This is a genomic window from Polyangiaceae bacterium (assembly GCA_020633235.1).
GTDB lineage: Bacteria > Myxococcota_A > Polyangia > Polyangiales > Polyangiaceae > JACKEA01.
On sequence record JACKEA010000008.1, the window covers coordinates 173841 to 198826 of the forward strand.

Consider the following 24986-nt stretch of genomic DNA (forward strand, 5'->3'; position numbering starts at 1 on the left):
TAGCACATCGGCGCGCCGGGCTGGACCGCTCCCGGCGCGCTGGCTGACGCCTGCCGCTCAGTCCGAGCGATGCTCGATTTCCGGCGGCGCCTTGAAGAAGCGGTTCTTGTCCGGGTCGTTGTAGCGCTCGTAGTCGATGACGAAGGGCGTGATCTTGCCCTGCCCGTCCTTGAACTGAATCGTCATCGCCATGGGCACCACGCTCCGGTAGCTGCTGTCCTCCGGAAGGTCGTCGTTGGTGGCGCCGCCCGCGGAAAATAGCGTCATCAAGAGCTGGCTGTCGTCGTCGTACACGCGGGCGAAGCCGGCCTCCACCTTCTCGTGACCGCGCACCAGCGTGTGGGCGCCCACGCGCTGCAAGAACGCCTGGCTCTGCAGCCGCCCGAAGGGAAAGCGCGCGGACTGCTTCTGCAGCGACGCCGGGATCACGTCCGCGCTCGAGGGATCGCTCCACATCATCTCGAAGCGAAGGTCCCAGTCGTTCAAGCTGGACAGATCCTGGTACTTCTCCTTCAACGTGAGGTCCCGCGGGATGCCACCGTGCACGAACATGAAGCGTTCGAAGAACAGCATGTTGGGCAGCGCGTCGAAGAACTTCATGTAGTGCGCGAACACCTCGTGGGAGAGATGCGGCTTCAGCGTGCTCATCGCTTCGGAAGGCCGCACCGCGCCATACACCTTGCCTTCGTGCTCCACGTAGTACTCGTGGTTGCCGCGCAGCATGATCACGTGCTCCGGCGCCGTGGCGAACAGCTGCATCGCCGAGCGCAGCACGCCCTGATAGCTGAACATGCCACGGTCGATGTAATCCCCGAGCAGCACCAGCCGCGGATACGGGTTATGCACCGGATCGTTCTTGTACTTGCCGACCTTCTCGAAGAAGTCGGTCTGCATCAGCACGGCCTTCAGGCAGCTGTAGCAGCCGTGCAAATCCCCCACCACGATCAGCTCGTGGCTCTCCCCAGGCTTGGTGGGGCACACGTACACATGACCGTCCAAGAACGGATCCTGCCCCGCAAATTCAGTAATTTTTTGTTTGCCGGCCAGCCGCGAGCTCGACGCGTTCCGCTGGGCGTCGAGCACGGCCATGACCTTGTCCATGAGCGCTTCGTCCGCCTGCACCTGTTGCATCAGACGGTCGCGATCCGCGGTGTAGTTGTGCTCGAACTGATCGAAGAAGGGGTGGTTCTCCGTGGCGGGAACCGGCGCGCCGGCTTCGGCGATGGCCACCGGCGGTCGCGCGGCCTCGTCGTCCAGAAGCTCCACGCCCAGATCCTCTTCCAACAGATCCGCGAGCTCGCCCCGAAACTTGGCTTCCGCCGGGTGCACCTGGCCGTCCGCCTGGATCAGCTCGTCGATGGTGTCCATCAGCTGTTCCTGATTCCCGGCGTCGAAGCTCTTGAAGATCTCGAAGCAGTGCAGCTTGAGCTTGGCGTGGACGAAGTCGTCCTGCTTCTCGCCGGCGGCCACGGCTTCGTCGAACAGCGCCCGCACCTGGCGATCGATGCCCTCGAACACCTCGTGGAAGTGCTTCGTGAACTTGGTCGTCAGCTCTTGCCGCAGCTTCGGGTCCTGCTCGGAAACCGCGCCGGCCACGCGATGGGCAACCAGCTTCTCGATGTACTCCTTGACGAAGCTCTTCTCCGACGCGTCGAAATCACCGTCGATGTACCCGAAGGTCGTCAGATAGAAGATCACCGCGCGCATCTGCTTGTCGGCGGTGGGCCCATCGCTGCTGAAAGTGAGCATCGTGCTCGAAGATAGCCTTTTCGCGCCGTGATCTCAGCCCATAGCCAACCCCAGGCGCGTTGCGGTGACGCAAGGTACGGAAATGTCAGCCACACGCGCACGTTTGAGACGTTCGGTGTCTGGGTCCACAACCCCGCGCCGCCGCTCTTCGGTGCCTTCGGACGTTTGGTAGGGGAGCACGGGAAGAGCAGATTCGCCTTCTTCCGCGAAGGCGTTCGGCCGCTGAGGAAGCCGAAGCGCGGCACGAGCTTCTGCTCGCGTTGTCGACTCGAGGCTTCAAGAAGGCGCAAGCCCGGAAGGCGACGGCAGGGCTCCGACGCTATGGACAGCCCGTCAGCTCGTTGCGCACACAGATTCCACCTTCGCAGTGGAGGGTGGAAGTGCAGAACTCCGAATGCGCGCACGTGTCGCCCTCGTAGGCGAGGGGGCTGCAGGTGTCGAAGTAGCAGTGGAGACCGGCCGCACAATCCGAAGTGTACGTGCAAGATTCCCCCGCCTTTGCCCAGGTGTGGGGTGACTTCGCTTCGCAAATCCCAGCGTGACAGGTGGCAGTGTACGTACATGACTGGCTGGCACACGCTGCGCCGATGGCCAGGCCTGGGCTACACGACCCCCCCTTGCACTGGAGCCCCCCGGCGCACGACGTCTGTGCATGTCTCTCCCCCGAAGACCTCCCTTCGACAGACAATGCCATCACAAACGTATCCGTCCAGACACCTTGGCCCTTGGTAGGCCGCACAGGCGCTCCCCGGCTGCAGCAACTTGGGGCGATCCAGGCACTGACCGCAGGCTTGCCAGAATCCCGTACACGTTGAGCTCTCGCATTGCTCATCTATACCCACTGTTCACCTGGGTTGACCACCACCGATGCCACTCCGGCGAGAGCGACGGACGGGCGCGCCGCCGTTGCGCCGTGTTGGTCGAGGGCGGGCCAAGCGGTCCGAAGATCTGGAGCTATGACGATGCGAGACGAGTGCGAAGCGGACGACAGAATTCGACACCGCGAATGCGATTTCAGTTGACGAGCTTGCGGCCGCTCCGCGCGTTCATTTCGCCGCTCTCGTTCGCAAACCGCCCGCGCAGCGCACGTGCGCCCACTGGGCGAGCGTTCGAAACGAAATCGATCTTCAAAGTGCCCGCGCGCTCGAAAGCGCCTCGAGGGGGCGCTGAAGAAGGCGAAATTTCCCGTGGTATGCCGTGGGAAACCACGGGGGTTTGTCATGTCATCGTCCAAAGCCATTTCCGTAGAACTGTCTGCCACCGAGCGCACTTCGCTTTCCGCACTTCAAGACCTCTCCAATCGCGACCTCTGGTCGAGCGCGGTCGTTGCCAACGCGGGTCGTCGCAAGGCGACCGCGCACTTGGTCGCGCATCTCGCTGAAATCGAGCGGCGCGAGCTCGTGTACGACGAGGGATACTCCTCCATGTACGACTTCTGCGTCCGCGGCCTCGGGATGAGTGAGGGCACGGCGTATCGGAGCATCGCCGGGGCGCGGGCAGCGCTCTCGTTTCCGGTGGTGCTCTCGCTGCTCGCGGACGGAAACTTGCACCTTTCTGGGCTTTCGCTCTTGGCTCCGCGGCTCACTCGGGAGAATCACGCTGCGCTCCTGGAAGAAGCCGCCGGCAAGACGAGCGCGGGGATTCGCGTGGTGCTCGCGCGCTGGTTCCCGAAGCCCGACGTCCCGGATCGGGTCAAACCCAGTGCCGGGAAAGGGTCGCGGGCCGGCGTCGAGCCGCTCTCGGAAGGGCGCTTCGAGGTGCATTTCAGCGCCAGCGAGAGCCTGAAAGCGAAGCTCGAGCACGCCCAGAATCTGATGAGCCACGTGAGCCGGGAGCTGGAGGTCGTGGTCGAACGGGCGCTGGATGCGCTGATTCGCGAGCTAGAGAACAAGCGCTGGGGCAAGACGGACAAGCCGCGCCGCTCCCGCGGAACGAAGCCGGGCGAGCCCGGCCGTGCGGCCCGACGCGAGGTGTACGAGCGGGACGGCGCCCAGTGCTGCTTCGTGTCGGAGTCCGGCGTGCGCTGCACGGCAAGGGCGTTTCTCCAGTATGACCACATCGAAGCCACCGGCATCGGTGGTGGCGATGGCGCCTCCAATGGTCGGATCTTTTGTGCCAGCCACAATTTGAATGCGGCCAAGAAGACCTTCGGCCGCGAGTACGTCGAAGAGAAAATTCGCCTTCGTCAGCGAAGGCATTCAGACGCTGAGGACACCGAGGCGCGGGAGAAGCAAGACAAGCTCCTCTTGGCGCTGACGACTCAAGGGTTCAAAAAGGCCGAAGCCAAGAAGGCGACGGAGAAGCTCGTTGGAGAAGCCCGCATCCTCTCGCTGGAAGAGCTACTTCGGCGTGCACTGGCGCTGCTCGTTCCGCGATAAGCGGGATGCGCGCGCGGGCTGATTCCGCGCCGAACCGACAAGCTGCCCGGTGGGAAGAATCGTCATTGGGCTGCCGCTTGTGAGAGAGGACCGACTCAGGTGAGCACTGGGGTTAGATTGCACGGTTCCTTCCCGGCGCGCTTGCCGGGAGGGGGCTTGCACGCGCGCGGCAGGGCCGGCCCGTTGAGACTGCACAGCGCGGTCGCATAGGCGGTCGCGCAGCCCTGGTACCATTGCGCGGAAATGCCCGTGTCAGCGGCGGACAGCACCAGCTCACACTCGCGAGACTTCTGGAACACACAGCCAGGTTGGTCACCTCCGACCACGTCGTACCCCGCGGGTGCACATTCTGGGATGCGCGAGCAGAACGCTTCGGCATACGCAACGCACGCCTGCTGCTCTGAGGTCGAAAGACCGCCGCTGTCATCGGGGGCCTTTTCGGCACCGCCACAACCCATGGCTGCGACGATCACGGCGAAGCCGAGCGCGGGCCAGCATTCTCTAGGTCTCATTGTTCGTCATCCTCGCGCTCACGGGAGGCACGTGCAGCAGAGTGACGGATTGATGCTGCCGGGGTGTCCGCACCAGCCGCCGGCCTTGCCGATGGCCACGCACGCAGCCTGGCAGTCCGGCGCACTGCCCTTGCAGGCGTCGCAACCCTCGCTCGCGCAGGCGCAGCACGCGCCAGGGTTGGTGCTGCCGGGCGCGCCACAGCTGCCGCCGCTCACGTTCGCGCCTTGACAGGCTTCGGCGCAGGACGATCCGGCCGCCGTACACGCGGTGCAGCCGCCTCCTCCCGGAGGAGTGACGTCGCTTGGGAACGCGACGGCGATGCGGTTCTTGTCCCAGGTGCCCACGGACGCACCGCCGAACCACACCGCTTTCAGGGCGCCGTTCTCCACGTCGAGGAACGGCGTCACCTGTCCGAACTGGTCGTAGCCGGCGCCGCTCAGGGAAAAGAGCTTGCCGCGGTCCATCCAACAGGTGCCGTCGGGGCTCGTGGCCCAGTAGGTGCCATCACCGGCTTCGCGCAGCATGACGTATACGCCGCCGACCTTCTTCACGTCGACCGCGCCGGCGTTCTTGAGCACGGGGTTGCCGGAGAAGCGCGTCCAGGTCACGCCATCCGTCGACGTCGCGTAGCCCACGTGGCGGCTGCCGTTGGCGGCGCCGTCGTACCACATCTTGTAGGTGCCATTTTCGTACAGCACGCTGGGGCGACCGACCTTGTCCGCTTCCCAGCTGCCCGCGGGGCCGGGGCCCAGCACCTCCTTCACCTTGTTGAATCCGGTGAGCGTGCTGCTCTCCGCCAGCCAGATGCGGTCCTCGATGCCGACGGGCGCATCCGTGTAGTACATGCGCCAGGTCGAGCCCACGTGCACCACGCTGGGGTCGTTCACGTGGTTCGAGCTGCCCACGTCCAGAACCGCCGCGGGCGCCGAGTCCTTCGGCCACTTGCGCCACTCGGCGCGATCCATGGACCACGCCATGAAGATGCGGTCGTGACCGTCGCCGCCCTGGGCGCCGTACCACATGACGAACGCGCCGCCGTAGGCGTGGATGTCCGGCGCGTACACGTTGTCCGCGCCGTTGGCGCTCACCGACTTGGTGGGGACCAGCACCGGGTTGTGCGCCCAGGGTGCGATGGTGGCGGGCCAGCCGGCGGGCATCGCGGCGCAGGCGCCCGCGCCGGCCGCGCCGGAAGTGCCGGCCGTGCCGCCCGCGCCGGAAGTGCCGGCCGTGCCGCCCGCGCCGGCCGTGCCGCCCGCGCCGGCAGTGCCGCCGCTACCTGACGCCGCGTCGTTGCCGGCGTCGGGCCATGTTCCCGAGTCGAGCCCGGTGCTGCCACCGCCGCCTCCCGCCGCCGTGGTGCCGCCACTGCCGCTCACCGACGACGTGTCGTCACTCGCGCAGCCGACGAGGGCGATCACGAGCGGGAGCAGTGACGCGCAGCGCATGAGGGGCGTGGCCAGAGTAGCAGATGGAGGTCGGGTCGCGAGGTTCCGCGGCGGACCGACAAGCCAACGAAGAACGGTTCAATGAACCGTTCAACTGCACGAGGGTCGAGGAGAAATACGCGAAATCGACCTCGTTTTGCACGGCACGCGGCTTGCGAAGGAGAGCGGCATGACCAAGACGATTCAGCTGACGCACCTGCTCTCAGTGATGCTCGTCGCCGTGGGGTGCAGCGGCGGCAGTGGCGGCAACGGGTTTCCCGGCAGTGGCGGCTCGAGTGGCGGGAGCTCGAGCGGCGGCTATGGATCCGGCTCCAGCGGCTCCGGCGGCTACAACAGCGGATCCGGAGGCAGCTCGAGCAGCGGTTCGGGTGGCACGAGCGGCGCCAAGAAAGTCTGCGTCTACTATCACAGCTCCTACACCAGCGGCTGCGTGAGCGATCACAGCGAGAGCTGGCAGTGCGACTCCAGCGCGACGGATCTCGCCACCTGCAAGCAGTGGCACAAGTCGGACTCGGACTACGTGTCCGGTTGCAAGTTCTCCGACTACTACAGCAACTTCCAGATGCTCGATGGACCTTGCAGCTCCGCCCTGGCCACCGCCAAGGGGGGCGGGTCGGGCGGCAGCTCCGGGGGCGGGTCGGGCGGCAGCTCGGGCGGGTCTTCCACCGGAGGCGCTGGCGGCGGGACCAGCACCAACTGCCCCAGCGACTGCTCCGACATCTGCATTCAGGCGGGGTACACGGGCTTCTCGGGGGAGTGCAGCGGGACGACCTGCTACTGCAGCAACGACTGCGGATCCTGCGGCGACGCCTGCATGAACGCCGGCTACACGGGATTTTCCGGTCAATGCAGCGACTCCCAGTGCACCTGCAGCGACAAGTGCGGACAGTGCCCGTCCATTTGCGCCCAATCCGGAAAGTCGTTCTCGGGTTGGTGCACGGACACGAGCTGCTACTGCAATTGAGCGGGATCGCGCCGAGCCAAAGAAGAGGAAGTCAGATTTCTCGGGGCCGGCGCGAATACCCCGCCATGAAGAGTAGTTTCCTGGGGGTAGCGGGGTTGATGCTCTGTCTCGGCGGCGTGGCCAGCTGTAGAGACGTCGTTTTCGAGGACGGGCACCGGGTGAAGGACGACCATGTCCTCGCCGGGCGAACGCCGGCGCTGGGCGGACCGACGCTCACGACGGCGGAACGCTCGGCCGGCTTCTTCGTGTCGTCGAATGCGGCGCTCGCCAACCTGCAGACGGATCTGCGGACGCGCATGGATCTGCGGCTGTCCCTGAAGCACACCGTGGAGGCCATGCTGAACGGTCGCGTCACGACGCGCGACCCCCGGGCAGCGGTGCCCGCGCGATCCACGAGTGACATGACGCTGGCGACGCCGGTGTCACCCGGCATCGACATTCCGTCCATCTTGCGAAACGACGCGACCAGCCCGGGGGAGCTCCAGGCGCTGTGTGCGCATCCGCTGATCGGTCCGCGCTTGGGTGGAAGCTGCGGCACGAATCCGTTCAAAGGTCTGGACGACGTGCCCTACGACGACCTGCACGTGGATCTGGAGGCCGAGAACATCACCGTGATGTGGGACGCGCCCTCCCAGGTGTCGCGTCTGGTCACCGACCCGGGGAGCTGCACCGCCAACCCCTCGGGCGGCGTGGCGTCTGCCTGCAAGGCGGGGTTCTCGTGTCCCACGGACGGCACTGGAACCGCCGTCGCCGGGGCCTGCGTGGGCGCGACCTGCACCACCAACGCCAACTGCGTGGATCCGGCGTGTGCGCCCTTCGGCGGCTGCAACGATGGCGGCATCACCACCGGAACGTGCGACACCACGGCGGGCCGCTGCACCAGCTTCCTCGATCACGTGGAGAGCGAGAGTGACGGCTCGGCAACGGCGCCCACGCTGGTGGTGCGAGTGCCGTTCCATCTGGATCTGGATCCGGAAGACACCGTCGGTTCTCTCATCGACATCAACCTGCAGCGGCTGACCGTCGACTTTCGCATTCAGCCGACGGCGTGCACCGGGAGCTCCTGCCGGCAGTTCGATCGCAAGGTGTTCGACGGCTACGCGGGCTTGTTCAGCGACGTGGACTTCAGCTCCGCGGGGGCCGACGTTCGCGTGATCTCCCGCCTGGCGTCCCGCGAGTTCTCGGTGAACCCGACGCCGCTGTGCTTCTTGCCCTTCGCGGAGACGGCACTGGCGCCGTTCTTCCCCGCGCCTCCGGGGACCACGGGCTTCGCCTGCACGTACATCGCCTGGGAGGTGATCCCGCCGCTGCTGGACAAGGCCTTGACCAGCGCTGCGAAGGGCATGGGCAAGCTGCTCGATCCGCTGCTCAGCCCGCCGTCCTTGAGCCTGAACATTGCGGGCGCGCCTTCGTGGTTGTCCGTGGATCCCGCTCACGTGTTCTACGACACGCTGCCGACGGCGACCTCCGGCTCGGTGCTGCGGGCCCTCGGTGCGGCGGACGGTTCCTGGACGGACGGCACCGTGGACATCTTGGCGCGCGGCGCGACGTTCAACTCCATGCGCGTGGATCTTTCGGGCTCGCCGATCCCGGCGGCCTGTGCGGCTGGGACGCCCGGGACGTCGGGGTTCTGCACGGCGCTGTGCGGCGGCACGGCGACCAGCTGCGCGATGACCAACGCCAAGATCTGCTTCCGGCTCAACGGCGAGACCGCGCCCTGCACCGGAGGGCTGAGTCTGACCGCTCCGACCCTCACGCTGGTGCTCGGCATCGCGGGGGATCCATCGCCTGCCACCACCGTGGCTTCGATCACCAGCGCTACGGCCCCGCTGCCGCCGGCGCCCAACCTGGCGGTGCTGTTCGACACGGCGCCCGCCATCGCCCAGACGGTGCAGAGCATCTTCACCAAGCCATTGGAAGACGCCTTCGGTGACGGCGCCTTCTACTCGGCGATCGTGAATTGTCCCGCCACGGGAACGCGGCCGGCGGCGTGTCCGGTGGGTGCGGTGGGGCCGACCTTCGTGTTCACGGTGGACACGGATCGTGACGGTATCGCGGACTCGGAGGATGCCTGCCCCACGGATCCGGACACCGGCAACGTGAACAGCGACGGTGACGCCTTCTGCGACGGCAGCGATCTGTGTCCGTGGACGCCGAGCGAGTACAACCAGGCGCGCTACTGCAGCTGCGACTACGACGGCGATGGCTGCAACAACGAGCTGCTCGCCACTCCGGTGTCCGGCGCTCCGGCTTCGGTGCCCACTTCGTGCTCTCCCGGGCCGGGAGGGATCTTCGACGAGCGTCCGTCTCGTAGCGATCACGGTTCGGACGAGGACCACGACGGCATCACCGCGGACTGCGATCCGGATGACGACGGCGATGGCGTGCCGGACACGACGGACAACTGCCCCGACGTCGCGAACCCGACCCAGGCCGACTACGACTCGAACGGCGTCGGCGATGCGTGCGACCCGCTGTGCTGGGGGGCCGGAGCGCCGTGTCCTTCGCCGGAAGATCCGGGAGCGTTCGGCCACATCGACACCATCGACTTCGGTCGCGGGATTGGCTTGATTCCGGGTTGCCTCGCGGACGGCCCGGGGTGCTGGGGCTTCTTCCGCTTCGACTGCTTGAACATCGGTGGGTCCTGCTTCGACGACGTGGCCATCGACCGCTTCCAGGACGGGTTGATGTCCAGCTTGGTGTCGATGCCCGAGCTTCGCAGCGCGATTCCAATCGGGGACTTGGACGGTGACGGCTTCGCAGATCTGATCGCGGCGTCGCCCAAGCTCGGGCTCACCGCCCTCAGCGGACAGTCGGGCAAGCCGATCTGGACCACTCAGGTCGGGGCTCCCGGCTTCGGTGCCAGCATGATCTTGGCGGGCAACCTGATCGCCGTGGGCGCACCGGACGAGAGCATCAAGGGCCAGGAGGGCGCGGTGTACTGGTTCGACACGGCCGGCAAGGCCCTGGGCAAGCCGGTGATTGGCAAGGAGCCGGGAGAGCGCCTGGGAGCGAGCCTCGGTTACGTGAACGGCGTGGTGTTCGCAGGCGCTCCCGGCAAGCCGGGGGAGAGCTACGGACGGCTGTACTCGCTGGCGGGCCCCGGGAAGGGACTGCAGCTCGCGCTCGACGGCAAGAGCCTTCAGGTGCCGATCGGTGGAACTGCGCCCGTGGGGCTGAAGATGCAGGGCAAGAAGGCGCTCGTGTTCGGTGCGCCGAGCTACGGCTCGAGTGGTGCGGTGCTGGCCTTCGAGCAAACCGGCGCCGGCGTCGGCAAGCTGCTCATCGCCTACGCGGGCGAGAAGAAGTCGGAGCTCGGCAGCTCGGTGAGTGCCGCCGCGGACTTCGATGGCGATGGTGCTCTGGAGGTTGCCATCGGTGCACCGGGCTACGCCGCCGAGATGGGCGGCGTGTACTTCCTCAATGGCGACGGCAAGCTGCTGCCCTCCGGCTTGTGGGGCCCGAAGGGGTCGCGCTTCGGCCAGAGCGTCACGAGCATGGGTGATCTGAACGGGGACAAGCGGGCGGAGCTGGGCGTGACGCTACCCGGCTACCAGATGGCGAACGCCCAGACCCCGGGTGCCGAGCTGGTGCTCGGCTTCGACGGCAAGAAGTGACGAGCACGGCGCGCGCTCGAGGTGCCTGGAGCCCCGGGCGCGCGCTTGCTACCTTGGACGGGTGAGCGGCAACAGCTTCGGTCAGGCGTTTCGCATCACGACGGCGGGCGAGTCCCACGGCCCCGCCAACGTGGTGATCATCGACGGTTGCCCACCGGGCCTCGCCCTTTCCGTGGAAGATCTGCGAGGCGATCTCGCGCGCCGGCGGCCGGGTCAGAGCCGCATCGTGACGCAGCGGATGGAGAGCGACGAACCGGAGATCCTCTCCGGCGTGTTCGAAGGGAAGACCACGGGTACGCCCATCGCGATCCTGATCCGGAACCAGGACGCGAAGAGTCGAGACTACGCCGACATCGCGGACAAGTACCGCCCGGGCCACGCGGACTACACCTACGACGCCAAGTACGGCCGACGGGACTACCGCGGCGGTGGTCGCGCCAGCGCGCGCGAGACGGTCGCCCGGGTCGCCGCCGGCGCCGTCGCCAAGAAGCTCATCGCGGAGGCCTTCGGCGGCAGCGTGGTCGGCTTCGTGACGCGCATCGGGGACGTGGCCGCGCACGTTCCGGAACCCGAGCGCGTGACGCTCGGCCAGGTCGAGACGTTGCCGGATGGCTCGCCGAACCTGGTGCGCTGTCCGGACCCCGCGGCGGCGGCGCAAATGGTGGAGCTCGTGGAGCGCGTGCGCAAAGAGCAGGACTCCGTGGGCGGCGTGGCGCAGATCGTCGCTGGCTCCGTGCCGGCGGGCCTCGGGGAGCCGGTGTTCGACAAGCTCAAGGCGGATCTCGCCAAGGCGCTGTTCTCGATCCCCGCGGTGGTGGGCGTGGAGTACGGCGCGGGCTTCGCGGCCGCGAAAATGCGCGGCAGTCAGCACAACGATCCGTTCGTGGGCCAGCGCGGCGCGGACGGTGAGCTCGCCATCGTGACCGAGGGCAATCATCACGGCGGCATGCTGGGCGGCATCTCCAGCGGCATGCCGATCGTGCTGTCCGCCGCGGTGAAGCCGACCAGCAGCTTGCCGCAGGAGCAACGCACCGTGACCCGCCGCGGTGAGGCCACCACGGTGAGCACGCGAGGGCGTCACGATCCGTGTCTACTGCCGCGCTTCGTGCCCATCGCCGAAGCCATGGTCGCCCTGGTGCTGGCGGACCACTGGCTGCGCTGGGCCGGGTAGTTCAAGTGTATTGCGCAGCTTCTCGCACTGCGCGTTCTGCGATCTCGGGGCTGGTAATGGGTTTCTTGCCTTTGGTGAGCGCTACGTAGAGCTCGTCTTCAAGCAACGACGGGGCTCGCGCCGGACCAACAAAAGCAGACGTCTTAGAACGTGAGCTGCTTGTTGCGCTCTTCGCGAAACAGTCGCATCGCGAACTTGCCGGCGGGGGTCTCGCGATAGCGACGAACCTCCGCCGCCAACTGCTCCGGCACTTCGTCGATGCTGGGAAGCGGCGCGCCGTAGCCGTGGGGCAAGAGCACCGGAGCGGCCAACGCGGCGAAGGTGATGTCCGCGGCGGTGAGCTGATCCCCAGTGAGGTAGCGGCGGCCGTCGGACAAGAGCTCTCCCATTTCGGAGAAGGTGTCGTTCATGCGCGTGTGGGAGCGCTTGGAGGCTTCCGCGGTGATGCGCATGGAGCGCTTCATGAGGCGTTTGATCAGCGGATAGGTGACCGAGAACGCTGCGCGCTCGGAGAGTGGTGCGCCGTGGCCGAAGGCCTGGGTGACCTGCTGCTTGTCATCCAGGATGTGGAAGTAGACGAAGCGACGCGTGTCCGGACCGAAGCGGGCGTCGAGCTTCTCTTCCAGCTCCCGGGAAAGCCGGCGTACGTTGCCGCCTTCACCGTAGATGCGGCCGCCCGAGTGGCGGTCGGCGAGCTCGAGGATGCCGGTGGAATCCGCGATGGTGCCGCTGTCCGTGACCAATACCGGGACCGTGCGACGCCCCCCGGCGCGGTAGCTGGCGGGGGCGTGATAGAGCGGGACGTGGCGTTCTTCCTGGTAGGGCACGCCGGCGCGTGACAGCGCCCAGCGAGCCTTCTCGCAGAAGTGGCTGGGGCCCATGGTGACGAGGCGATAGGGCTGGCTCATCGGGAGCGCGCATCCTGGTCTCCCGCGGGGCCACATGCAAGCCCCGCCACGGGCGGGAATCGCGGTAAGCTCGCTCGCCACCGTGGCCCGCGTCACTCTGCAAAACATCGAGAAGCGCTTCGGACAAACCCATGTCCTCAAGGGTGTGGACATCGAAGTGCCCGAGGGCGGCTTCGCAGTGCTCGTCGGGCCCAGCGGCTGCGGCAAGTCCACGCTGCTGCGGGTGATCGCTGGGCTGGAAGACTGCGACAGCGGCCGCATTCGCTTCGGCGAGCGGGACGTGACGCGCTTGCCTCCACGGGACCGAGACGTGGCGATGGTGTTTCAGTCCTACGCCTTGTACCCGCACCTCACGGTCCGCAAGAACCTGGCCTTCGGGCTAGAGCTCCGGAAGACGGCGCCGGCGGAGATCGACGAGCGCATTCGCGAGGTGAGCAGCATGTTGGGGCTCGAGCAGTTGCTCGACCGCTACCCACGGCAGCTTTCCGGAGGGCAGCGCCAGCGGGTGGCCATGGGTCGCGCCATCGTACGGCGCCCAGCGTTGTTTCTGTTCGACGAGCCGCTGTCCAACTTGGACGCCTCGTTGCGGGCGCAGGTGCGGGTGGACATCCGCAAGCTGCACGATCGTCTGGGTGCCACCAGCGTGTACGTCACCCACGATCAAGTGGAGGCGATGACCCTGGCGGACGTGCTGTTCGTATTGAACAACGGCTTGGTGGAGCAAGCGGGCGCGCCCCTGGAGGTGTACGAGCGCCCGGCGACGCGGTTCGTGGCGGCGTTCCTGGGCAGCCCGGCGATGAACTTCCTGGATGCCGAGCTGTCGACGGACGGGGCCGAGTGCACCGTCACCGCGCCCGGAGTTTCCCTCCACTTGCCCAAGCCGCGCGAGGCCGTGCGCGGGCCCGTGGTGCTCGGGATCCGCCCCCATGACGTGTCCGTCGGGGAAGCCGGTGCTCCCATCGTTGGAACGGTGGAGGTGTTGGAGGCGCTGGGCACCGAGTCTTTCGCCCACTGCCGAGTGGGGGATGAGCCTTTCGTGGCGCGCCTGGAGGGGAGCCAACGCCCGGCTCGGGGGACGGAGCTGTCACTGACGGTCAATCCAGAGCATGTGCATCTTTTCAGCACCGACAGCGGCCGTGCCCTGGGCGTGGGTTGATTGCTACGGTTTCGTGGATGGCACTCACGGGTTCTTGGGCGCTGGTGACGGGGGCTTCGTCCGGCATTGGAGAGGCATTGGCTCGCCAGCTCGCCGAAAAGGGCGCGAACGTCGTGCTCACCGCTCGTTCGCGAGACAAGCTCTCGAAGTTGGCGGATGAGCTGTCGGCGCGAGATGGCGTCCAAACCCAGGTGGTGGTCGGCGATCTCGCTCGCCCCGGCGGGGCGGAAGAGCTGCTCCGGGACGTGGCGTCGCTGGGCGTGGAGCTGGACCACCTGGTGAACAATGCCGGCTTCGGCTCCGCCGGACCATTCGTGGAGCGCGGGCGGCACGCGGAGATGGTGCGGTTGAACTGCGAGGCGCTGGTGGCGCTGACCCACGGGTTGCTCCCCGCGATGGTCCGGCGCGGTCGCGGCGGCGTGCTGAACGTGGCGTCCACCGCCGCGTTCCAACCGATGCCCTTCATGGCGACCTATGCGGCGACGAAAGCCTTCGTGCTGAGCTTCTCCACCGCCCTGGCGGAGGAAGTGGCGCCCCACGGCATCACCGTCACGGCCCTGTGCCCCGGTCCCGTTCCGACGGGCTTCCAGGAGACTGCGGGGATCACGCCAGGAGCCGAGCGCATGGCGGCGTTGAGCGCGGACCAGACGGCGGCCATTGGGATCGCGGGGTACATGGCCGGCCGTCGTGTGGTCGTTCCGGGCGGCGTGAATCGCGTTCAGACGACGCTGACGCAGCTCTTGCCGCGTCGCGCCGTGACCGCTCTGCTCGCTGGCGCCATGCGCCGCATGGGGCGTGCCGATTGACGACGACGAGAAAGGGACTCTGGCTGGGCCTGATGCTGGCGGGGTGCTCCCAGATCGCGGGATTGGGCGAGGAGCGCTCGCAGGGGATCGACGCCGGCAAGGTCGAAGACGCGGGGGCGGACGTGGCGCCGGAGGCCGAGGCCGAGGCGAGCGTGGACGCCAGCGCCGACCTCTTGCTCCACGTGACCGCCGAGGAGCCGGGCGAGGACTGCACCCTGGACAACCCACTGCTCTCGGCAGACTCGAGCTTCGGGATGCCGGCCAACTGCGGCTATCAACCGGCGTTGGTGGGCCAGCAGAGCGTCGCGTTCTCCGGTGATCGGACGCTGCTGTGCGACCCTTGTTGGCAGGGGCGCAAGGGGAACCTGTGGGTCGAGGCGGTGGTCCAGCTCGGCGGTCCGCCGGGGTACTATTTCGACCCCATCATGTTCTTGACCGACGCCTACGGAGCCGTCCCGCCGGCCAAGCGCCGCACAGGGGTGTACCTCGACTGGTCGACGACGTCGGGGTTGGCAATGAGATGCGCGGCCGACCACTCATCCAGCGGAAGCTTGAGTACTCTGCCCGACAAGCCCTACGTGCTGACGGTCCACTTCGACTGGGTCGCCTCGACTGGAGAAACATGGCTGCGGCCCGCCGACGGAACGGGCCACGCGCTCGTGGCTCGCGGAACACCCGACTTGACCATCCTGTGTCCCTCGGACCCCAGCGCCACGGGATGGTATGCCGCGAGCTTCATGGAGACTGCTAGCGTGGCAGGCACGGGCCTGATGGACGAAATTCGAATCGCGGCGAACCCCGACGCCCTGGACAACCCCTGATGCTGCTTCGCTTCGACGACTTCGAGCTGGACGAGGCCTGCTTCGAGCTGCGCAAGGCCGGAAGCGCCATTACCGTTCAACCCAAGGTGCTGGATCTGATCCTGTACCTCGCGCGCCATCGCGATCGTGTCGTCACCAAAGACGAGCTGCTCGAGCGGCTGTGGGAGGGCGTGGTGGTGACCGAGGCATCGCTGAGTCAGGCGATCAGCATGGCGCGGCGGGCGCTGTCGGACTCGGCGTCGGAGCAGTCGGTGATCCGGACCGTGCGGGGCAAGGGCTTTCGCTTCGTGGCGGAGACCAGCGAGCTCGGCACCGGAGGTCGCGAGTCCAAGCCGAAGCCGCTGCCCAAGGTGGAAGCGCCGCGCTCGGAGCCGGTCACGAGCCCGCGGCGCCCGCTGCAATACCTGGGATCGGGCACCGAATCCGTGGCGGAGACCCGCGACGACGACGTGCCGCGGGACGGCGCCGCCCGTCCCCACCACGTTCTGTACGTGGTGCTCTCCTGCGAAGATCTGGGCAATGGGGGAGCACGCCACGACCTCGAAGGGGTGGACGAAGTGCTGGTCGCCCGCGGATCGGAGCGGCGTTCTCAGCGCGGCGGCGAAATCACCAAGACGCTGACGCTCACGCTGCCAGGGCAAAGCCTGAGTCGTCGCCACGCGCGCTTCGTCAGCACGCGGGACGGCTGGTACGTGATGGACGAGGGGAGCAAGAACGGCACCTGGATCGGCGGGCAGCGCATCGAGAAGAAGCGGTTGAGCGACGGAGACGTGGTGGAGCTCGGTCGCACGTTCGTCACCTTCCGCGAGCACACGCTGGTGACGCCCCTGGCGGCGGACTTGGAAGCGCCGCATCGCATCTTCTCCAGCTTGTCACCGGAGCTCGACGTGCTGTCCCGGGACTTGGAGCGCCTCCAAGACGCGGATCTGCCGGTGCTTTTCCTGGGGGAGACCGGCGTGGGCAAGGAGCACGCTGCGCGACGGCTCCACTCCGACGGCCCCTTCGTGGTGCTGGATAGCGGCACGGTGGTGGCCGGCAAGAGTGTCGAGCAGCTGTTCGGCGCAAACGGGGAGCAGAGCATCTTCGAACGGGCCGCCGGCGGCACGCTGTTGGTGGACAACGTGGAGAGCTTGCCGGCAGACGCCCAGGCTGCCCTGGTGCGCGCGCTGGAAACGAGCCCCATTACCGTCGCCGGGGATCCGGCGCGGACCGCCGACGTGCGCGTGATGGCGACCAGCTCGGCTGCGTTGGACGAGCTGGCTCGCGACGGTGACTTTCGAGCGGACTTGCTCGCGCGCCTCTCCGGCTTTCGGTGTGAGCTGCCACCGTTGCGAGCGCGCAAGGTGGATCTCGGGCTGCTCATCGCGGATCTCTTGCCCGACGACGCCGTGCCGGAGATGGAAGTCGCGGCGGCCCGTGCTCTGTTTGCCTACGATTGGCCGGGCAACGTGCGGGAGCTGTCGCAGTGCTTGCAGGTGGCGGCGAAGCTCGCCGGGGGCGAGCCCATCGCGCTCGAGCACTTGCCGCCGGAAGTGCGCGGGTTCACGCGCCAGACGTGAATCGCGAGCCACGTAGCGGGCCGTCGCTGACGGGATCCCGGAGGAGTTACTTGGCACTCCTGTTGCAGAGGCAGGCCGCCATGCGGACGTGGTGCCTGCTTCTGCTGTTGATACCCGCCTGTGGATCCGATGACGCCACACCCGCTTCCGTGGGCACGGGCGGAATTGCGGGAGCAGCGGGCTTGGCAGGGTCCGGGGGCTCGGCAGGGATTGGAGGAGCGGCAGGGTCCGGAGGAGCGGCAGGGGTCGACGGCGGGACGACGGCGCTCTGCTCCAAGGTCATTGGATTCACGCAGCCGCTTCCCCAATGCTCGCCGGAAACTCCTTGCGACCGCCCCGCCGACGAGCTGAACGGCCAGGTGCTGACGTCGCCTTCCACGCCTCCGAGCTGCCCCGCCGGAACCACTCTGATGCAGCAGGACGTGCTGGGGGTCACGCGCTATGCGTGCGCTGCCGAGCCCCCGGGTGCGTCGGTCACGTCGAAGCGTCCGCTGATCCTGTGGTTTCACCCGGGTGGGGATGGGGCGGACACCATCAGCGAGACCGGGTTGGTTTCGAAGTCTGCCGCCTACGACCTGACGGGGGACTCGAGTCGGCCAGGGTTTCATCTGGTGGCGGTGCAGGGGCGGAACCTGCGCTTTCCGACCCAAGCCCCCCGCGACGGTCGTCACCACGATTTCTACCATCGTGATCTGAGCTCTCCGTCGAGTAACCCGGACATCGCTTTCGCTGACGCTCTCGTGGACTCCCTCGTCGCAGGCGGCACCGTCGACGAGAAACGAATCTACGTCATGGGTTGGTCGAATGGCGGCTTCTTCGCCCAGCTGTATGCCATCGCGCGCCACGACACCGCGACGCCCGGAGGTCAGCGTGTGGCTGCCGGTGCGGTGTTTGCGACGGCGAGCCCCTTCGACGACGTGCGTTGGGATCCGTTTGCCAACGTGCCGCGCACGCCGGACGGTGCGTGTCGCGTGGACGCTTTGCCTTCGGTGGCCGTGCCCATCTTGTTGGTGTACCGAACCTGCGACGCCGCCGTGGCAGCGACCCCCGAGCAGGCGAGCTGTTTCGATACAGAGCCCGGCTACGTGACGGAGCCATGGATTGACGCGGCCAAGGCCGCGGGGATCTCGATGACCTCGCTGCGCCTGGGTGGACGGGAAGCGGGCGCGACCCTGGACGTGGAAGGCCCGGCTTCTTCGTCCACTTGCACCTCCACGGAGTGCACGCTGCCGATTTCCTACGGCTGCTATTGCCTGGTAAACCACCTGATCTGGCCGGATGGCGCCTACAACAAGGGTAGCTCCAACATCGACCACGAACCCGCGATGTTGGACTCGCTCCGAAAGAACCCGCTGCCTTAGAACTTCCCGGAGAGGGACACGAAGCCGCTGTTCGCGCTGGCGGTGGCGTTCACCTTGGGCTCCGTGATCCAGAGCACGGTGGCTGCACCGAGACCGGCGATACCCACGCCGAAGCCGATGGTCGAAAGCAGCGCGGCATCCCGCGCCTCGCCGTCGAGACTCACGCCTTCTTGTGTGGGACAGGGATTATCGGGGCACACGGCGTCGCGGTCGCTCTTCTTGTTCAGCGTTTGGATGCCGAAATAGGTTCCCGCCGCGAGCCCGACGATCCCCACGGCGCCCGCAGCGTAGGCCCACGGACGATGGGACGCAGGCGCCGGCACGTCCCGAGGCGCGGGTTCCGACTTGGCCGGAGGGGGCGGCGTTGTGACCACCGGGGCCGCCTCGGCGGGCTTCGGCTTCAGATCGAAGTGGACCTCCGTGAGCTTCTCCGCGGGGACCATCTCGACGCGCTCGCTCGGCGCGTAGCCCTCGGCCTTCACCTCGACCCGCAACGACCCTGCCACCACGCGCAGCGGGCTGGGCAGCGGCAAGGTGCCGGAAGGCGCGCCGTTGATGACGAGGGTTGCGCCCGCCACGTTGCTGCTGACGGCGAGGGAGCCGAGTTGCTTGGCCACCACGTCCCGCGCGGCCTCGAGGGCGGCGCGGTTCTTCTGCACCCAGTCGTCCTCGCTGGAAGCCAGCGCGCCTTCCAAGTAGCGCTCGCTCTCCACGTACAGTCGAAGGGATTTGGCCGCGAGCCCCATCTGCCCCAGGGCTCGGGGCGACGGGCTGAGCTTGTAGGCTTCCTGAAAGCGCGCGAGCGCTTCGCGCTCCTTGCCGTCCCGACGCAGGGCGACGCCCGCTTCGATCAAAGCGTCCGCCTGCGCGCTGGCATCCTGAGCCAGCGCCGGCGAGGTGAGCAGAGCCAGCGCCACGCCGAGCGTGGCGAGTCTCGTCAGCTGGGCGGCACGAAGTTGTCGCAAGTCTCGTCGATGATGGCGATGGCGTTGTCGAAGAACGGAGCGTAGTCGGCGGCTTCCACGTCACCCTTGATGCCGCGTTTGCCGAACAACTCGATGAACTGGTGCCAATGCAGCTGCTTGGCTGGCGTTGCCGCGGCGCCATCCGGGATCAGCCCGAGCATCACGATGGACTCGGCGTTGCCACCCTTGGCGGTCACCATGGCGTCGTACCACTCCTTTGGCGTGCCCTGGTCTTCCTTGTTCGGATCGTCGCTGATGAACGTGACCACCAAGATGGCGTCGTCGCGCAAGAACCCTTCGTTGCATCCGCCGGGTCCTTCCAGCGTGGGGCTCACCGCCGCGACCATGCTTTCGATGGGGCGTTCCGACGGATGCCCGGCGAGGCCCAGGGTGGCGACGCAGGAGAACGTGTCGCTCAGATTCGGCTGGGTTTCGTCCATCCAGCGCAGGCCATTGGCGATGGGGCAGATGGTGTTGCTGGAGCCCTGACCGGTGGGTTGAATCACACCGGCACCGCGCGTGGCGTCGCAACCCTTGTACACGTGATTGCACGCGTAGTTGTTGCACGTGGAGTGCGGCGTGCCCGCGCAGGCGCTGGCGGTGCAGCGCGTTTCTGCGTCCGTGTCGGTGACCAGGATGTGGAACTGTTTGATGTTGGTAGCGTTGGTAATGGAGCTGATGAACTTGGGGAACGCGGCTGTCAGCGCGGTCTGCTCTTGGCCCATCGACACCGAGGAATCGACCACGAACAAGAAGTCCGTCTTGGAGCAGCCGTTCTTGCCGCCGCTGCCGCCGCCGGCGCCGCCCAGGGAAATGTTGCCCCCCACGGCTCCAGAACCGCCGGTCCCACCCGTGGACGTGCTACCGCTCGCGCCGCCGCTCGACGTCGCTCCCGCGCCGCCGCTACCCGCGTTGCTGGCCACGTCGTCCTTGGAGCTGGACGAACACGCGAAGGCGAGCAGCGGCAGCATCAGCGCAATCAGACGCTGTCTCATACTCCACACTTTGCCACATTTCGCCGCTACTCCACGATGGGAATGCCATCGATGTCGAGATGCGGCTTGTGTGACGCGGTCGGCGCCGGCTTCGCGGAAGGCGCCGGTGCGGGTCGGGGCGTCGACTTCACCGGCACGGGAGCCTTGACTGCCACCGGCGCAGCGCTGGGAGTTGCACTGCTGCTCACGGACGCGGTCGGCGCTGCCGTTGGAACGGCGCTCACGGGTGGTGTCGGCACTGGAGCCGTCGCAGCGGGCTCGGCGTGACGCGTCGCGTCCGGTGCTGCGGAGCTGCCACGCATCGCGAGCCAAGTCACGGTGCCGGCCAGCGCCGCAGCCAACGCGAGCAACCACAACCGGCGCGAGCTCCCGCTGGATTCGGGCTCGGGAGCCTCCACGCTGGGCGCCGTCGCGTCCGCGCCCGGCAGCGTGGCCGTGCGTTCGGCGGTCGTGCTCCTGGCCTCCCGGGCCGGCACGGGTGTGGCCCGCGCCACGGGGGGCGCCGTGCTGGACAGCCGCTGCGCGGACAAACGCCCCACTTCCGAGGCAAAGGGTCGAAGCTCCTGCGCGAAGGCGGCCACCGACGGCGTGCGATCTTCCGGCCGCTTCGCGAGGGCACGGCACAGCACCGCGGAGAGCTCTTCGGGGATGTTCGGCGAACGCTCCAAGAGCGGCAACGGCGGATCCGTGAAGATGGCGGCCGTGACCTCGCTGATGGTGTTGCCTTCGAAGGGATGCGAGTTGGCGAGCAGCGTGTAGAGCGTGACCGCGAGCGCCCACACGTCCGTACGGCCGTCCACGTTCTTCGGATTGCGGAGCTGCTCCGGCGACATGTAGTACGGCGAGCCGAGCAGCGAGCCCGCCGCCGTACCTTCCGCGTCTTCCTTCTCCGGCTCGAGCACCTTGGAAATGCCGAAGTCGAGCACCTTGATCAGCGGTGCACCCGTGGCGGTTCGCGTGAGAAACAGATTCGACGGCTTGATGTCTCGATGGACGATGCCTGCGGCGTGAGCTTCCGCGACGCCCAGACAAGCCTGCAGGACATAGTCGACAGCTTCACTGAAGGGCAGCGGCCCCCGAGACGCGAGCACGGCGTCCAGGTCTTCGCCGTCGAGCAGCTCCATCACGATGTAGGGCAGCTCGTCGTGGAAGCCGACGTCGAAGACGCGCAGGATGTGCTCGCTACTGAGGGCCTGCGCCGTCTGCGCCTCGCGCAGGAAGCGCCGGCTCTTCACGCCAGCGACGCCAAGGACGAACTTGATGGCCACCGGCCGCTCCAGAATGAGGTGCTCCGCGCGGAACACCCGTCCCATGGCGCCAGAGCCCAACTGCGGGCCCAGGCGGTATTTTTGCGCCACCACGGTGTTCGGGGCCGGGCCGGCGCGGCTGTCCTCCTTGCCCGCCTCTGACATGCGAACAATGGTTCTAGCGCACAAATGTGCCCACGCCGAGTCACGCCTTGGAACCTAGCGGCTGAGGCCGCCCAGATCCTGAACTTGATCTCAGCGATTCCTGATCTTCGAGGCCTGCGCCTATAGTCCCCCGCTGATGAGCGCGGCCCTGAAGCGGCTCTGGATGGCCCTGGCCTTGGCGACGGTGCTGACCGTGGGCACCTCGGCCCGGGCCGCGGATCCCGTGCTCGTTTGGCACGCCTACCGGGGGGAGGAGAAGCAGGCGCTGGAGCAGGTGCTTTCGGCGTGGCAAAAGCGCACCGGCATCCCGGTGGAGGCGCTGCAGGTGCCCCACGACGCCTACGCTTCGAAGCTGGCGGCGGCCGCGCCCCGTGGCCACGGGCCGCACGTGTTCATCGACTCCCACGAGCGCCTCGGGGATCTGGTCGAGCGCAGCGCGGCAAAGGAGCTGCCCGCCCTGTCCCCGGCCGAAGCGGCGCAGTATCAGCCGCGGGCTCTGGAGGCGCTCACCGACGGCGACCACGTGCGGGGCTTGCCCATCGCTCTCAAGTGCATCGCGCTGTACGTGAACCCTGCGCTGCTCGCGAAGGTGCCGGACACGCTGGAAGGCATCTTCGCACTGAAGGAGCAGCTGCCGCCGGGCGTGTTTCCCATCGCTTACGAAGCGAACAACGTCTACTTCCACGCCGCCATCCTGCACGCCTTCGGTGGTGCGCAGCTGCTGCCGAACGGTGACTTCGGTTTCGTCGGCCCCGCGGCGGAGAAGTCCGTGGAGCTCGTACGCAGTGCCGTGGAGATGGGCGCCGTACCGGAAGAGGCGTCCGGTGCGTTGGTCGACGAGCTGTTCAAGAGCGGTCGCGCCGCCACCGTGATGAGCGGACCCTACTTTGCGAGCGACATCGGCAACGCCGTGAAGTACCGCGTCGTCCCGCTGCCCAAGATCGCCGCGGCGAACGCGCCCATGAAGCCGTTCCTCACGGTGGAAGCCGTGGCCCTCACGCCCAAGGGCGTTCAGCGTCCCGATGCGGAAAAGCTCGCGCGCTTCATCGCCGGGCCGGAGTCGGCGGCCATCCGCGCGCGGGTAGGACGCCAAGTCGTCGCACGTGCCGAGCTGCCGGAGGTCGCCCGGAACGATCCGTTCCTCACGGCTTTCGCGGAGCAGGCCAAGGTAGCGGTGGTGATGCCGTCCACTCCGCGCATGCGGGCGACGTGGGAGCCGGCACGCCGCGCGTTGGTGAAGAGCTTGAACGGCACCGTGGCTCCCGCCGCCGCCCTGGCGGAGGCGCAGCGCCGCTTCGACGACGTAGTTCGCCCACCGCCTCCACCCGCGTCACCCACTCCTCTTCTTTTTTTGATTGGGGGTTTGTGCGTCGCGGGAGCGGTGTGGCTATTCCGAAAACGCGACGACCTGGGCCCCGCGTTTCGTCGCTCGCTACCCGCCTACCGTTGGGTCGCGCACGCGGTGATCGCCGTCGGGCTGCTGGTGTTTCTACCGATCATCGTCGGCGCCGGCGCGTCGCTCTATGCCGGTCGGCTCGGGAGCATGCACTACGTCGGCTTCGCGAACTTCGTCGCGATCCTCACGGCTCGTGGCGGCGCACTGCTCTCGACGGGATCGTTCTGGGTCGTGCTGCTCGTCACGGTGCTGTGGACACTGGTCAACGTCGTCCTGCACGTCGGCATCGGCTTCGTCCTCGGTCTGCTCCTTTCGCGCCCCGCGCTGGCGTTGAAGCCCATCTACCGAGTGCTCCTGATCGTGCCCTGGGCAGTGCCCTCTTACGTCACCGCGCTCGCCTGGCGCGGCATGTTCAGCCGCCAGTTCGGCGCCATCAGCGCGCTGATCGAGGCCTTCGGCGGCGAGCCGTTCTCGTGGTGGGCGCGCTTTTCCACGGCCTTCACCGCCAACGTGGCCACCAACGTGTGGCTCGGCTTTCCGTTCATGATGGTCGTGACCCTGGGCGCGCTGACGGGAGTCCCGAAAGAAGTGCTGGAAGCCGCAGAGGTGGACGGCGCCACGCGTTGGCAACGCATGTGGCGCGTCACCGTGCCCATGGTGGTGCCCGCCATGCTCCCGGCGGTGCTGCTGGGCGCCATCTGGACCTTCAACATGTTCAACGTGGTGTTCCTGGTGAGCGGTGGTGAGCCGGACGGCACCACGGACATCCTCGTCTCCGAAGCCTACCGCTGGGCGTTCACCCGGCAGGCACAGTACGGCTACGCGGCGGCGTACTCCGTGCTCATCTTCCTGCTGCTATGGTTCGGCTCGCGCATGATGTCGCGCGTGGCGAGGACGACGTGAAGGACGAGCGCAAGGGAGCCTCGGCGCTGCTCGAGAGTGCGGCCGTCCACGTCGTGATCGTGGTCGCCGTGGCGTTCTCGCTCTATCCGGTGCTCTGGGTCCTGGCTACGGCCTTCTCTCACGGCAACGCTCCGGAGCGCAGCGTGTGGCCGGTGCCGCACGCGGCCACCTTGGAGCACCTGGTAGGGGTGATCACCGCGCCACACTTCGGCGTCCAGGCCCTGAACAGCCTGGTGGTGAGCATCTCCACCGCGCTGGTGGGCATCGCCATTGCGTTGCCGGCGGCCTACGCCATGTCGCGCTTCACCTTCCTGGGAAAGGAGAGCGGCGTTCGGCTGCTGCTCGCCACCCAAATGTTCCCGATGGTGGCCTCGGCGGTCCCGCTCTACATCGTGCTGGAATACCTGGGCCTGCTCGACACCCGCACCGGCCTGGTGGTGGCCTACGCCACGACCAGCGTTCCCTTCGCAATTTTCCAGCTGCGCGGCGCTTTCGACTCGATCCCGAAGGACCTCGAAGAAGCCGCCATGGTCGATGGCGCCACGCGGGTCGGAGCGTTCCTACGCGTGGTGCTGCCCGCTGCGCGCCCGGCCATCGCCGTCACGGCCCTGTTCGCGTTCATGAGCGCCTACAACGAGTTCATTCTCGCCGCCACCATCCTGGGCAAGGAAGAAGCGTTGACCCTTCCGGTGGTGCTGCAGCGTTTCGTCGGCGAGCACGACGCGGCGTGGGGCAGCTTCGCCGCCGGATCCATCGTGGTGAGCCTGCCCGTGATGGTGCTGTTCTACGTGGTGCAACGTCATCTCGTCAGTGGTCTCACTGCCGGCGGCGTAAAGGGCTGACTTGACGGCGGAGGCCGTCGAGGTT

General features: G+C 67.3%; 18 protein-coding genes. 11 read left to right on the plus strand and 7 right to left on the minus strand.

What is annotated here, in order from left to right; translation table 11 throughout:
- Positions 1–57: 57 nt before the first annotated feature.
- On the minus strand, positions 58–1749 hold the full coding sequence (locus H6717_36845; protein ID MCB9582665.1) for a serine/threonine protein phosphatase: 1692 nt from the start codon (positions 1747–1749) through the stop codon (positions 58–60).
- A 1220-nt stretch (positions 1750–2969) separates the two neighbouring features.
- Here H6717_36845 and H6717_36850 point away from each other — a divergent pair.
- Positions 2970–4127, plus strand: coding sequence for a hypothetical protein (locus tag H6717_36850; GenBank protein ID MCB9582666.1), 1158 nt, complete (start codon positions 2970–2972; stop codon positions 4125–4127).
- A 95-nt stretch (positions 4128–4222) separates the two neighbouring features.
- On the opposite strand, the gene H6717_36855 is transcribed toward H6717_36850, so the two are convergent.
- Both H6717_36855 and H6717_36860 read right to left on the minus strand, forming a co-directional pair.
- Positions 4223–4639 (minus strand): hypothetical protein, encoded by a 417-nt coding sequence (locus H6717_36855; protein ID MCB9582667.1) that lies wholly within the window; start codon positions 4637–4639, stop codon positions 4223–4225.
- Positions 4640–4657: 18 nt separating this feature from the next.
- Positions 4658–6058 (minus strand): hypothetical protein, encoded by a 1401-nt coding sequence (locus tag H6717_36860; GenBank protein ID MCB9582668.1) that lies wholly within the window; start codon positions 6056–6058, stop codon positions 4658–4660.
- 196 nt (positions 6059–6254) lie between these two features.
- Between H6717_36860 and H6717_36865 the strand changes: the two genes are divergently transcribed.
- From H6717_36865 to aroC, 3 genes are all read left to right on the plus strand, one after another.
- On the plus strand, positions 6255–7049 hold the full coding sequence (locus H6717_36865) for a hypothetical protein (protein ID MCB9582669.1): 795 nt from the start codon (positions 6255–6257) through the stop codon (positions 7047–7049).
- A gap of 65 nt (positions 7050–7114) precedes the next feature.
- Positions 7115–10666, plus strand: a complete 3552-nt coding sequence (locus H6717_36870) for a VCBS repeat-containing protein (GenBank protein ID MCB9582670.1) — start codon at positions 7115–7117, stop codon at positions 10664–10666.
- A 61-nt stretch (positions 10667–10727) separates the two neighbouring features.
- A complete protein-coding gene (aroC, locus tag H6717_36875; GenBank protein ID MCB9582671.1) occupies positions 10728–11837 on the plus strand; it encodes a chorismate synthase in 1110 nt (369 codons plus the stop codon).
- 143 nt (positions 11838–11980) lie between these two features.
- Here the strand turns inward: aroC and H6717_36880 are convergent, their stop codons facing one another.
- Positions 11981–12745 carry a glutathione S-transferase gene (locus tag H6717_36880; protein ID MCB9582672.1) on the minus strand — a complete coding sequence of 255 codons (765 nt, stop codon included), beginning with the start codon at positions 12743–12745 and terminating at the stop codon, positions 11981–11983.
- Positions 12746–12827: 82 nt separating this feature from the next.
- Between H6717_36880 and ugpC the strand changes: the two genes are divergently transcribed.
- The 5 genes from ugpC (at position 12828) to H6717_36905 (ending at position 18448) form a co-directional block, all read left to right on the plus strand.
- The gene (gene ugpC / locus H6717_36885; GenBank protein ID MCB9582673.1) at positions 12828–13901 is read left to right on the plus strand and encodes a sn-glycerol-3-phosphate ABC transporter ATP-binding protein UgpC; all 1074 of its coding nucleotides are present in this window, start codon (positions 12828–12830) and stop codon (positions 13899–13901) included.
- Between the two features lie 17 nt (positions 13902–13918).
- Positions 13919–14707 (plus strand): SDR family oxidoreductase, encoded by a 789-nt coding sequence (locus tag H6717_36890; GenBank protein MCB9582674.1) that lies wholly within the window; start codon positions 13919–13921, stop codon positions 14705–14707.
- On the plus strand, positions 14704–15528 hold the full coding sequence (locus tag H6717_36895; protein MCB9582675.1) for a hypothetical protein: 825 nt from the start codon (positions 14704–14706) through the stop codon (positions 15526–15528). Before H6717_36890 ends, H6717_36895 begins: the two co-directional genes overlap by 4 nt.
- Positions 15528–17087 (plus strand): sigma 54-interacting transcriptional regulator, encoded by a 1560-nt coding sequence (locus tag H6717_36900; GenBank protein MCB9582676.1) that lies wholly within the window; start codon positions 15528–15530, stop codon positions 17085–17087. Before H6717_36895 ends, H6717_36900 begins: the two co-directional genes overlap by 1 nt.
- 80 nt (positions 17088–17167) lie before the next feature.
- Positions 17168–18448, plus strand: coding sequence for a hypothetical protein (locus H6717_36905; GenBank protein MCB9582677.1), 1281 nt, complete (start codon positions 17168–17170; stop codon positions 18446–18448).
- Here H6717_36905 and H6717_36910 read toward each other — a convergent pair.
- From H6717_36910 to H6717_36920, 3 genes are read right to left on the minus strand one after another with little or no spacing between them, the layout of a single operon-like run.
- Positions 18445–19413 (minus strand): PEGA domain-containing protein, encoded by a 969-nt coding sequence (locus tag H6717_36910; GenBank protein ID MCB9582678.1) that lies wholly within the window; start codon positions 19411–19413, stop codon positions 18445–18447. The two genes, H6717_36905 and H6717_36910, sit on opposite strands and share 4 nt — an antisense overlap.
- Positions 19386–20408: a hypothetical protein gene (locus tag H6717_36915; protein ID MCB9582679.1), complete on the minus strand. Its 1023-nt coding sequence runs from the start codon at positions 20406–20408 to the stop codon at positions 19386–19388. Before H6717_36915 ends, H6717_36910 begins: the two co-directional genes overlap by 28 nt.
- A 26-nt stretch (positions 20409–20434) precedes the next feature.
- The gene (locus H6717_36920) at positions 20435–21820 is read right to left on the minus strand and encodes a protein kinase (protein ID MCB9582680.1); all 1386 of its coding nucleotides are present in this window, start codon (positions 21818–21820) and stop codon (positions 20435–20437) included.
- A gap of 136 nt (positions 21821–21956) precedes the next feature.
- On the opposite strand from H6717_36920, the gene H6717_36925 reads away from it, so the two are divergent.
- Together H6717_36925 and H6717_36930 are read left to right on the plus strand one after the other, a co-directional pair.
- Entirely contained in the window at positions 21957–24119 is a 2163-nt protein-coding gene (locus H6717_36925; GenBank protein MCB9582681.1) for an extracellular solute-binding protein, read from the plus strand.
- On the plus strand, positions 24074–24961 hold the full coding sequence (locus H6717_36930) for a sugar ABC transporter permease (GenBank protein ID MCB9582682.1): 888 nt from the start codon (positions 24074–24076) through the stop codon (positions 24959–24961). The genes H6717_36925 and H6717_36930 overlap by 46 nt, the downstream gene beginning before the upstream one ends.
- The last annotated feature ends 25 nt before the right edge of the window (positions 24962–24986 follow it).

Excerpts from the sequence above, each read along its gene's own strand:
- H6717_36890 (MCB9582674.1), top strand. The coding sequence starts at position 13,919 with ATGGCACTCACGGGTTCTTGGGCGCTGGTGACGGGGGCTTCGTCCGGC.
- H6717_36925 (MCB9582681.1), top strand. The coding sequence starts at position 21,957 with ATGAGCGCGGCCCTGAAGCGGCTCTGGATGGCCCTGGCCTTGGCGACG.
- H6717_36915 (MCB9582679.1), bottom strand. The coding sequence starts at position 20,408 with ATGAGACAGCGTCTGATTGCGCTGATGCTGCCGCTGCTCGCCTTCGCG.
- H6717_36865 (MCB9582669.1), top strand. The coding sequence starts at position 6,255 with ATGACCAAGACGATTCAGCTGACGCACCTGCTCTCAGTGATGCTCGTC.
- H6717_36850 (MCB9582666.1), top strand. The coding sequence starts at position 2,970 with ATGTCATCGTCCAAAGCCATTTCCGTAGAACTGTCTGCCACCGAGCGC.
- H6717_36880 (MCB9582672.1), bottom strand. The coding sequence starts at position 12,745 with ATGAGCCAGCCCTATCGCCTCGTCACCATGGGCCCCAGCCACTTCTGC.
- H6717_36870 (MCB9582670.1), top strand. The coding sequence starts at position 7,115 with ATGAAGAGTAGTTTCCTGGGGGTAGCGGGGTTGATGCTCTGTCTCGGC.
- H6717_36920 (MCB9582680.1), bottom strand. The coding sequence starts at position 21,820 with ATGTCAGAGGCGGGCAAGGAGGACAGCCGCGCCGGCCCGGCCCCGAAC.
- H6717_36845 (MCB9582665.1), bottom strand. The coding sequence starts at position 1,749 with ATGCTCACTTTCAGCAGCGATGGGCCCACCGCCGACAAGCAGATGCGC.
- H6717_36930 (MCB9582682.1), top strand. The coding sequence starts at position 24,074 with ATGGTTCGGCTCGCGCATGATGTCGCGCGTGGCGAGGACGACGTGAAG.
- H6717_36900 (MCB9582676.1), top strand. The coding sequence starts at position 15,528 with ATGCTGCTTCGCTTCGACGACTTCGAGCTGGACGAGGCCTGCTTCGAG.
- H6717_36905 (MCB9582677.1), top strand. The coding sequence starts at position 17,168 with ATGCGGACGTGGTGCCTGCTTCTGCTGTTGATACCCGCCTGTGGATCC.
- H6717_36855 (MCB9582667.1), bottom strand. The coding sequence starts at position 4,639 with ATGAGACCTAGAGAATGCTGGCCCGCGCTCGGCTTCGCCGTGATCGTC.